Genomic DNA, 9767 nt, shown 5'->3' on the forward strand with positions numbered 1-9767 from the left:
ACCGCGACAATGCCATCAAAAATAAGTGTTACCCATGTACCCGAACAAACTGTTACCTATGTCCCCGGTCTGTACACAGGGACGGGTTTACGCCGTGTCCCGGACCGTACCTGTCGCGGCCGCTGGCGTGTACGGGCACCCACCAGTTCAAAACGAAATCTCAAGCGCGGTTTCAATCAGCGTTCATTCATTTGCATCGCGTTGGAAGTGCGTCTTGTGATCCTGCAGGGCGAGTACGGGCAACGTCTTCAAAGTCCGGGGGGCAGCGTCGCAGGCTGGCAACTGGCCAGGACTTCGTTGGCTGGAGCGCGAACTACCAGCGCAGGTAGAGATGTGCGCGTTCGTTCAATCCCCGGCGCAAGGCGGGCCAGTCCGGCATGATCCGGTCCATGAGCCGGTAGAACGCCGGACTGTGATTCAGCTCGACGAGGTGGCACAGCTCGTGGGCGATTACGTAGTCGATATAGCGCGGCGCCGCTTTCATCAGCATGGGGTTGAGCGTGATGACGCCCCGCGCCGAGCACGTCCCCCAACTGCGTTTCATCCGCCGCAGGCGCATATCAAACGTGCAGCCGCGCAGAAAGCGTGCGTTGGCGGCGATCCGGTCCATGCGCTCGCCGCAAAAATCCAGGGCCCGGCGCCGGTACCAGGCCAGCAGGGCGTCACGCACGGGTTCTTCACCCCGGGCGCCGACCCGGACTTCGATGCCATGCGATTGCAGGTGAACACGATGCCCGATGCCAGTGACTCGAACGACGTCCAGTTCGTAGCTCCGGCCCAGATAAAAATGGTCCGAGCCATGGCGGTAACGCAGGGGTTTCACACCACGATTCTGTTCTCGCACCTGTTGGCGGAGTTCCACGATCTGATCGTGCATGCGGGTGAGGATGCGCTGGACTTCGCGGGTGCTGGCCCGCAACGGCGCCGACACACTCATGCGCCCGTTTTCCTCGAAGCGAACCAACACGTTGCGGCGCACCGACTTCTTGCGTACGAGGTCGAAATCGATGTCCCGGCCCTGGAGGCGAAAGCGGGCAGTCGTCCGGTTCATGGGGGCTCGCCTACGGTGGTGACCCAGGGGAAGAACGACAGAGATTAATACCGGGCGCGGTCGCTGAAAAGTCCGAAAAAGGGTCCTGGGCGACTGAATGCGACCAGGCGAATTGGGAAGGGTTTGCCAATTGCATGTGCACGCGAAACAATGCCTCGGCGGTTATGCTGATTTCAATCCCGGAGGAGCGCCATAAACCTGAGATCTGTGATGAAAACGCGGGCGGGCTGGGGAGTCGCCATCATGAGAGTCGTCACCGGTATCGTCTTCATCGGACACGGTGCGCCCAAGCTCGGATTGGTGGGAGAGCGCACCTTGTCCGGCACGGCGGGTTTCCTGGAAGGGATCGGGGTGCCCTTTCCCATGGCCGCGGCGTTCCTGGTGGCGTTTTTCGAGACATTCGGCGGCGCCTGCCTGGTCATCGGCCTGTTGACCCGGATGTGGAGCGCCGGCCTCGCGTTCGCCATGCTGATTGCGGTCATTCTGGTGCATCTGCCGCACGGCATGTTCGGTGACGGCGGCTACCAGTGGGCGTTATTGCTGATGGCGTGTTCGCTCGCTCTGGTGATCGAGGGCGCCGGCAAGGCCTCTCTGGACCGGGCCATGACCCGCTGAGTCGCGGATTTCGGCGATCGAGCCACCGTCGCCGGGCCGACCCGCCGCCAGTGGCTCGTGGGCCGACCTTCCGGACCGGTGCCTATTGCGCGGGCACGAACTCTTCAAGCACGGCCTGGCGGAGCAGTTCCGGCGGCAGCAGGCCCTGGCTCAGCAGAAAATCATGGAAAGCGCGCTGATCAAAACGATCACGCAGGCGCAGTTCCACCTCGGTCCGCAATGCCATCAGGCTCATGTAACCGACGTAGTAGGAAGTCGCCTGCCCCGGCGCGCGGTAGGTATAGCGATCCACCTCCTGTCTGGCCATCGGCCGTGACAGCACGACGTCGTCGACGAGGAACTCCAGGGCCTGGTCCGGTTCGAGCAGGCCGAGATTCAGCATGGGATCCAGGAACGCGCGGGCTGCCCGCATCAGGCGTGAACGCAGGCCGAACAGTTGCGCATCCAGGGGCAGGTATTCAAGCATGATGGCCTCTGCGTACAGGCCCCAGCCCTCGACGTTGGCACTGTTGAACGCATACAGCGCCCGCGCCTCGGACACCCCGGCCTCCAGCATCGCGGCGAATTGCATCTCGTGCCCCGGCCGTGCTTCGTGCGCGGCCAGAGACCACGTCGACGCAAGGCTGCCGAAATCATCCATGGCTTCGCCGCTCTCATCGGTGGGGTTGCTCGTGACCAGCACGAATTCACCGGGCTGGCCGGTGTCGCCCGTCAGCTGCGGTGGGCTCATGAACGGTGCCGGTGAAGCCGCTGACTCCGCTTCGGTGGCCAGCCGAATGGCGGCTGGCCGATCCGGCAGAGTCACGATGTCATGTTCCAGGATGATGGCCTCCAGTTCGGCCAGACGATTGCGGTAGACCGCAAGCACGTCTTCTTCCGGAACTTGGTCACGATTCAGTTCGCGGATCACGTCGCGGTAGTCCGCTGACGGCCAGCCGCGTTCGGCGGCGATCAGCCGCGCGATGGATTGCATCTGCCGCTGCAGGTCGGCGAATCCGAGCTGTGCGGCCTGGATCAGGTCACGGGGCGCCAGATCGACGCCGAAATTGGCCAGGTTGTCGGCATAGATTTCCTCCGGTAGCCGGTGATCGTCGCGGGCGCGCGGCAACACGTTCGTGCGAAGCCACTCGGCATACCCGGTCAATTGCTCCGAAAGCAGGGCCAGATCGTCCTCCCAGCCTTCGAGTCCGGATTCGGCGAATGTCGATTCCATGCCGGCGAGGAACCGCGGCACGTTTTCCAGATTGTTTTCGATCTCCAAACGGAAGGGACCGAGCAGTCCGGGGTCGGCCAGGCGTTCGGCGGTACGGTCCCGCGCCAGCCGGGTGAGGGGCTCGAAGCCATCCGCACGACCGGTGTATTTCGACAGTCGTTCCAGCGCGGCCGGGTAACGCTCGGGATTGTTGCGTGGGTCGAGCAGCGCGCGAAAACCGAAATACAGGGTCTGCGGCAGGTTGTAGTACGTCAGCATGTGGCGGCGCTGAAGCTCGGTGCTGCGGTGTTGATCGCGCAGCGAACCGATCAGAATCTGTACGTCCTGGGCCGCTTTGGGGTGCTCGACAGTCGTGGCGCGTTGTTCCAGCATCGCGATCAGGTCGAGCAGTTGCTGTTGCGAACGCTCGTAGGTTTCGGCCCGCAAGTCCATGATCTCGCCGTCCACCGACTCGACCCCCAGGCTGGAAAAAGTTTCCGGCGCGAATTGCGCCTGTGCGCGCATGACCTCGGCGGTGATGGCGTTGCTTTCCTCCACCCAGGCCTCCCCGGCAAGTGCCGAGAAGCTGCAGGTGAACAGTGCAAGACAACTGAGTACTCGAATGGATGCCGACACCGCTGCGTTCTCCCGTTATCAGATGGGCCGCGAGTCTAGCGGCTTCGGTGCGCGGAGTCCCATGGCATTGGTCATGCCGGGAGCGACGGAGCAGCCACGCCCTGTGCCAGTTCACGCCAGCGGCCGCGACAGGTACGGTCCGGGACACGGCGTAAACCCGTCCCTGGGGCCTCGGGTCGGCGTCCCTGCCTCACACGGTCCCGGACCGTACCCGCCGCGTCCACTGGCTCCCGCCCTGCAGGATCACAAGCCGCACCCACCGGACGTATCCAACACCCTCGGCAATCGGATTCACTGCAGCCGAGGAAGGGGACGTGACAGGGGTCTCCCGGGGGTCTCACCGCCAGGACGGCGGTGGAGAAGGTTACAGGGACGTACTCGTACCGTCCCCCGGGAGACCCCTGTCACGGCGCCTTCCGGACCCGGGGGCACCCCCTGTCACAGCACCTTCCGGACCCGGGGGCACACCCTGCCACAGCGCCTTCCGGACCCGGGGGCGCCCGGAGCTGGTTTCCAACGCCCCCTGCGACTGGAAGCAATTACGCGATCCCCCGTACAATCATCCGCATGGGAAACCGACTTTCGAAGATCTACACGCGCACCGGCGACAAGGGCGTCACCGGCCTGGGCGACGGCTCACGGGTGGACAAGGACAGCCTGCGGGTCGAGGCCTACGGCACCGTGGACGAGCTCAACAGCCTGGTGGGACTGGTCCTGGCCGCCGATGTTTTCGCACCGGTGCGCACCTGCCTGACCCGCGTGCAGCACGAACTGTTCGACCTGGGCGGCGAACTGTGCATGCCGGGAACCATATTGATACCGGACGCCTACGTGGACGGCCTGGAAGACGATCTCGATCGCTTCAACGCCGACCTGCCGCCGCTCAAGGACTTCATCCTGCCCGGCGGATCGGAGGCGGCGGCGCGCTGCCACCTGGCCCGTACCGTGGCCCGCCGAGCCGAGCGCCGCCTGGTCAGCCTGGCGCATAACGAGGCCGTCAATGAATCCACCATCCGCTATCTGAACCGCCTGTCGGACCTGCTGTTCGTGCTCGCACGGACACTGGCACGCGCCGATGGCGGCAGCGAGGTGCTGTGGGTGCACGGCGACCAGCGCGAAAAGACCGCTTCGTAGTCACGATTTTCAATCCGCAGATCGAAACCCTTCAGCGGGCATCAAGACCCGCCCAAAGGGATCAGGGAAAACCAAGGAGGACGCATGAACGGAAAGTACACACGCAAAGGAAGATCGATCAATCGGACCTGCAGCTTGCTGGCCGCGCTGGCCCTGGGGCCATTCTCGGCCCTGCCGGCCGTGGCCGACAACGCGGTATTCGTTACCGGCTATTCCATCAGTTCCGACGATCCGCCGGAGTTCCCGGTCACTGACGACCAGTTGGCGATGTTTGGCCATGCCGCGGACATCGGCTTGTCGATGGCCATGCACAAGCTGGGCATCGATCCCGGCACCGACGAGTACAACGACATCGTGGATGCGGTGGACGAGTTCCTCAACAATGTGCGCCCCCAGGACCGCCAGGTGGAACGCGGGTCATTCAGCGCCGTGTATCAGAGCTGCGTCATGATCTTCTCTTCACCCCCGCAGGTCATGTCCATCCGCATGCCGCCGGGCAGTGCACAGGCCTACATGGAAGGCTACGACTTCGCTTCGATGGAAGGATTTTCTGTCGAACTCAATCGAGACCTCTCCGCCACCCGTCAGGCCGTGGGCCAGGGATGGAGCGGCGGTCTGCAGATGACGCCGACCGGAGCGACCGACACGATGCTGGGCTACGAGGCCCGGGAATACACGTTCAGCTCGGACGGCGGACTCGGCAACCTGGGCCAGGCGGCGACCAGCCCCGAGCAGGCCGCGGGCCCGGGCGGGCTGGCCAGCATGGTCTCGGTGAGCACCAACGGCCGCGCCTGGGTCTCCGACGAGGTAGAAGGCCTGGACATCATCCAGAGTTTCTACGAGAACTTCGCCAGCCAGATCGCGGCCAGCCAGGGTGAGAATTCCTTCTACGGCGGACTGATGAAGAACATGGTCGGCCAGTTACAACACGGCCTGCCGCTTCATACCTACCAGAGAACCGAATCCAAGGTCATGGGCCGGACCATGCAGGGCGGCGAGTCGGAGTCATGGGTCACGAGCGTTTCAACGTACGATCGTGACCAGGACGAATGCGGGACCAGCATCCTGCCCGGTGAAGACGAAGGCTACGAGATTACGTACATGGGCGCCAACGGAATGCCGGGGTCGGCGGGCACGGGCAGCGGGGCCGGCGGCAACACAGGCGCGGGCAGCCCCGGCGCACCCGGCGGCAACAGCCAGGGCGGTCAGTTGCCTCAGGCCTGCGATTGCAGCTGCGAAGCCTTCAAGCGCCTGCAGGAACAGGGCGAAGACGCGGCCAATGCCGAAAACCAGGGCCAGGCCATGTGCATGATGCAGTGCATGCAACAGTTCATGGCCTGTGCCATGCAGGGCCGCTGAATCGGGCCCGCAACGGGGCGCGGCTTCAGCCGCGTCCCGGCCCGGACCGCAGCCACGGCAGCAAAGCGAAAACCAGCAACATCGCCAGGTAGATGACTCCCGTCACCGGCTCACGCGACGCCGCGTATTCGGCCAGCGTCATGCCACGCACCAGCCAGACGACGCTCAGTTCAGCCAACACCATCAATGCCAGCGCCAACAGCCCGGCAACCAGACACATAGCGGCGCGCCCGGCCATGCCCGGGCGGCGCACCACCCATCCCGCCGCCAGCCAGATGAAGGCTGCCATCACCGGCATCTCGAACAGTTCGGCCCACAGGGGCCCGATTGCCGGGGCCAGCACGAGCTCGCGCACGGGCGCCAGCGCAAAACCGGCGCCGAAGACCAGCAGGAAATAGACCAGGCCGTAACGGACGCTGGTCAGGAACAGCCCGGAAACGTGAATTTCGCCTTCTCGCGCACGCCGCCCGACGGCCATCTCTGGGTGACGGTCTTGCGCCGGGTGTAGAACCGGATGGCGTCCGGGCCGTAGGCGAACAGATCACCGAACAGCGAGCGTTTCCAGCCGCCGAAGCTGTGGTAGGCCACCGGCACCGGCAATGGCACATTGACCCCGACCATGCCGACCTGGATGTTATCCGAGAAGTAGCGCGCCGCTTCGCCGTCACGGGTGAAAATGCAGGTGCCGTTGCCGTACTCGTGGGCATCGATCAGGTCCATCGCTTCCTGCATGCTGCCCACCCGCACCACGCACAGCACGGGACCGAAAATTTCGTCCTGGTAGATTTTCATGTCCGGACGCACCCGGTCGAACAGGGTGCCGCCCAGGAAGAATCCCTGTTCGTTTCCCTTGACCTCGAGACCGCGTCCGTCGACCACCAGATCGGCACCTTCTTCTACGCCGAGGTCGATGTAACCCCGAACTTTGTCGCAGTGCGGCCGGGTGACCAGCGGCCCCATGTCATTGTCGTTGTCGACACCCGGACCCACCCGCAAACCGGTGAGTTCCTGCTTCAATTTGCCGACCAGGGTATCGGCGGTTTCCTCGCCCACCGCAACCGCCACCGAAATGGCCATGCAACGCTCGCCGCACGAGCCGTAGGCCGCGCCCATCAGGGCCGACACGGCATTGTCCATGTCCGCGTCCGGCATCACGATGGCGTGGTTCTTCGCTCCACCCAGTGCCTGCACCCGCTTGCCGTTGGCCGTTCCCGTGCGGTAGATGGCTTCGGCCACGGGTGTCGAGCCGACGAAAGACACGGCCTGCACCCGGGGATCGGCCAGCAGGGTATCAACCGCTTCCTTGTCTCCGTTGACGACATTGAATACACCGTCAGGCAGTCCCGCCTCGCGCAGCAGGCCGGCGATGAACAACGGTGCCGACGGGTCACGCTCCGACGGTTTCAGCACGAAGGTGTTGCCGCAGACCAGCGCCATCGGGTACATCCACATCGGCACCATGGCGGGAAAATTGAACGGAGTAATGCCGGCGACGACGCCCAGCGGCTGGAATTCACTCCAGCTATCGATGGCCGGTCCGACATTCTTCGAGTGTTCACCCTTGAGTAATTCCGGCGCCCCGCAGGCATATTCCACGATCTCGACACCCCGCTGAAATTCGCCCAGGGCGTCGTTGAGCACCTTGCCGTGCTCCTCGGTAATCAGCGCCACCACCTCGTCGGCATGCCGCTCCAGCAGCTCCTTGAAGCGGAACATGATGCGGGCCCGCTTCATGGGCGGCATCGCACGCCACGCTGGAAACGCGGCGTGTGCGGCCTCGATGGCCAACTCGACCGTGGCCTGATCGGCCAGAGCCACCTGGCGCGCGACCTCACCGGTGGCGGGGTTGTAAACCGCCTGGGATCGGCCAGTCCCCGGCACCTTGCGTCCGCCGATGAAGTGGCCGACGGTTTCGGCAGTCTCGATCGCCTGTGCGGCTTCGGTATTCATTGCATGATCCTCTGGTTCGCGAACGCGCCGGATCCGATCTGCGCCGGCGGCTCGTCTCCTTTGTAGTCTAGTCGAGCGAGTCCAGCAGCCCCCGAACCTTCTCGAAGCTCTGAGTCATTTCGTCCGGGTCGGAATTCAAAAACGGGGAGAATTGCAGCACGTCCATGCCGTTTCGAATCACCACACCCGCTTCCCAGAAACCCTTCTTGTGGACTTGCAGGCCGCGCGCGCCGGGGGCGCCGTCCCTGGACACCAGCTCGATGGCGCCCATCAGGCCGAAATTGCGCACATCCTTGACCATCGGATGGCCTTTGAATGAATGCAGCAGGTCCTCGAAGTGAGATTCCAGGCCTCGCGACTGATCGAACGTGCCCTCCTCGGCATACACATCCATCGCCGCGACGCCCGCGGCCGCCGCGACCGGGTGGCCGGAGTAGGTGTATCCATGGAACAGTTCGATGGCGGCTGGCGGCCCGTTCATGAAGGCTTCGTGGATCTTTTCGTCGACCAGGACACCGCCCATGGGCACAACGCCGTTGGTCAGTCCCTTGGCCATGGTGATCAGGTCCGGCTTGACCCCGAAACGCTCTGCGCCGAAGGCCGTGCCAACCCGCCCGAATGCGGTGATCACTTCGTCGAATATCAGCAGGATGCCGTGCCGGTCGCAGATTTCCCGCAGGCGCTCGAGGTAACCCACCGGCGGGACCAGCACACCGGTCGAACCGGCCACCGGCTCCACGATGACCGCGGCGATATTGCCGCCGTCGTGCAGTCCGGCCAACCGTTCGAGGTCGTCGGCGAAGTGCCCGCCCCATTCCGGCATGCCGCGGCTGTAGGCCTGATGTTCCAGGTCCCAGGTATGCCTCATGTGATCGACACACCCCAGCAGGCTGGCCCCGAAAGCCTTGCGGTTGGGCGACATGCCACCCACAGACATGCCACCGAAATTCACGCCGTGGTAACCGCGCTCACGGCCGATCAGACGGGTCCGGTGACCTTCGCCCCGGGCACGATGATAAGCCAGCGCGATCTTCAGCGCGGTGTCGACCGACTCGGATCCCGAGTTGGTGAAGAAAATGTGATCCAGCCCCTCCGGCGCCAGGCCCGTGACCCGCTCGGCCAACTCGAACACCCGGTCGTGCGCGGCCTGAAAGCCCATGGAGTAATCGAGTTTCGCCACCTGTTTCTGCACCGCTTCGACAATTTTCGGATGGCAATGACCCAGGCCGCTGCACCATAGCCCGGAGAACATATCGTAGATCCGCCGGCCGTCGTCAGTCAGGTACCAGTGCCCTTCGGCTCCGGTGATCACCCGGGGTTCTTTCTTGTAATCGCGGTTGGCGGTAAAGGGCATCCAGTAGGCATCGAGGGATGCGGAAGAAACGCTCATGTCGGACCTCGTTATTGGCGGATATTCTGAAACAGGGCTCGGGTTTTTCGTCTATTATATTAAACATTCAAAAGCAAATTCCAGCCATATTCAACGCTTTTTCACCAGTCTCGTCGAATATTTAGCTTGGCTCTTGATGCGGACCACCTCGCAGGCTGCACCGAAACAGTAGCCCGCCCAGTAATTCCGCAGGCCAATGTAACACCATGCGGACACAAGTTGACCCACCGCCCGCTCCCCTCCACTCACCCTCCAAACGCGAACCTCGCCCTGGCATACCCCTGCCAGGACAGCGGACTCCGGGTTCGCTTCCCTTCTTGTTTCGCCCGGAAGTGAATCTTCGCCTCTTCAAAATTCAGGGGTTGGGTGCCACTGAGGTCCGCCGCGCGCTGTGACATGCCCCTTCCAGGACCCGGCATAAACCCGTCCCTGGGGCCTTG

General features: G+C 63.6%; 8 protein-coding genes. 3 read left to right on the forward strand and 5 right to left on the reverse strand.

Annotation, left to right across the window (positions count from 1 at the left end):
* Positions 1-313: 313 nt before the first annotated feature.
* A complete protein-coding gene (locus V3330_RS19445; RefSeq protein WP_354697129.1) occupies positions 314-1051 on the reverse strand; it encodes a M48 family metallopeptidase in 738 nt (245 codons plus the stop codon).
* A 243-nt stretch (positions 1052-1294) separates the two neighbouring features.
* Here V3330_RS19445 and V3330_RS19450 point away from each other — a divergent pair, with 243 nt between their 5' ends.
* Positions 1295-1666, forward strand: a complete 372-nt coding sequence (locus V3330_RS19450; RefSeq protein ID WP_354697130.1) for a DoxX family protein — start codon at positions 1295-1297, stop codon at positions 1664-1666.
* Positions 1667-1748: 82 nt separating this feature from the next.
* On the opposite strand, the gene V3330_RS19455 is transcribed toward V3330_RS19450, so the two are convergent.
* Complete coding sequence (locus tag V3330_RS19455; protein ID WP_354697131.1) at positions 1749-3494, reverse strand: DUF885 domain-containing protein; 1746 nt, start codon at positions 3492-3494, stop codon at positions 1749-1751.
* A gap of 567 nt (positions 3495-4061) precedes the next feature.
* Between V3330_RS19455 and V3330_RS19460 the strand changes: the two genes are divergently transcribed.
* Entirely contained in the window at positions 4062-4628 is a 567-nt protein-coding gene (locus V3330_RS19460) for a cob(I)yrinic acid a,c-diamide adenosyltransferase (RefSeq protein ID WP_354697132.1), read from the forward strand.
* An 84-nt stretch (positions 4629-4712) separates the two neighbouring features.
* Positions 4713-5987, forward strand: coding sequence for a hypothetical protein (locus V3330_RS19465; RefSeq protein WP_354697133.1), 1275 nt, complete (start codon positions 4713-4715; stop codon positions 5985-5987).
* Positions 5988-6012: 25 nt separating this feature from the next.
* Here the strand turns inward: V3330_RS19465 and V3330_RS19470 are convergent, their stop codons facing one another.
* From V3330_RS19470 to aptA, 3 genes are all read right to left on the reverse strand, one after another.
* Complete coding sequence (locus V3330_RS19470; RefSeq protein ID WP_354697134.1) at positions 6013-6465, reverse strand: hypothetical protein; 453 nt, start codon at positions 6463-6465, stop codon at positions 6013-6015.
* Positions 6408-7937 (reverse strand): CoA-acylating methylmalonate-semialdehyde dehydrogenase, encoded by a 1530-nt coding sequence (locus V3330_RS19475; protein ID WP_354697135.1) that lies wholly within the window; start codon positions 7935-7937, stop codon positions 6408-6410. Before V3330_RS19475 ends, V3330_RS19470 begins: the two co-directional genes overlap by 58 nt.
* A gap of 67 nt (positions 7938-8004) precedes the next feature.
* Positions 8005-9327 (reverse strand): omega-aminotransferase AptA, encoded by a 1323-nt coding sequence (aptA, locus tag V3330_RS19480; protein ID WP_354697136.1) that lies wholly within the window; start codon positions 9325-9327, stop codon positions 8005-8007.
* Positions 9328-9767: the final 440 nt, after the last annotated feature.

Source organism: Elongatibacter sediminis (assembly GCF_037892215.1).
Classification (GTDB): domain Bacteria; phylum Pseudomonadota; class Gammaproteobacteria; order Xanthomonadales; family SZUA-36; genus Elongatibacter; species Elongatibacter sediminis.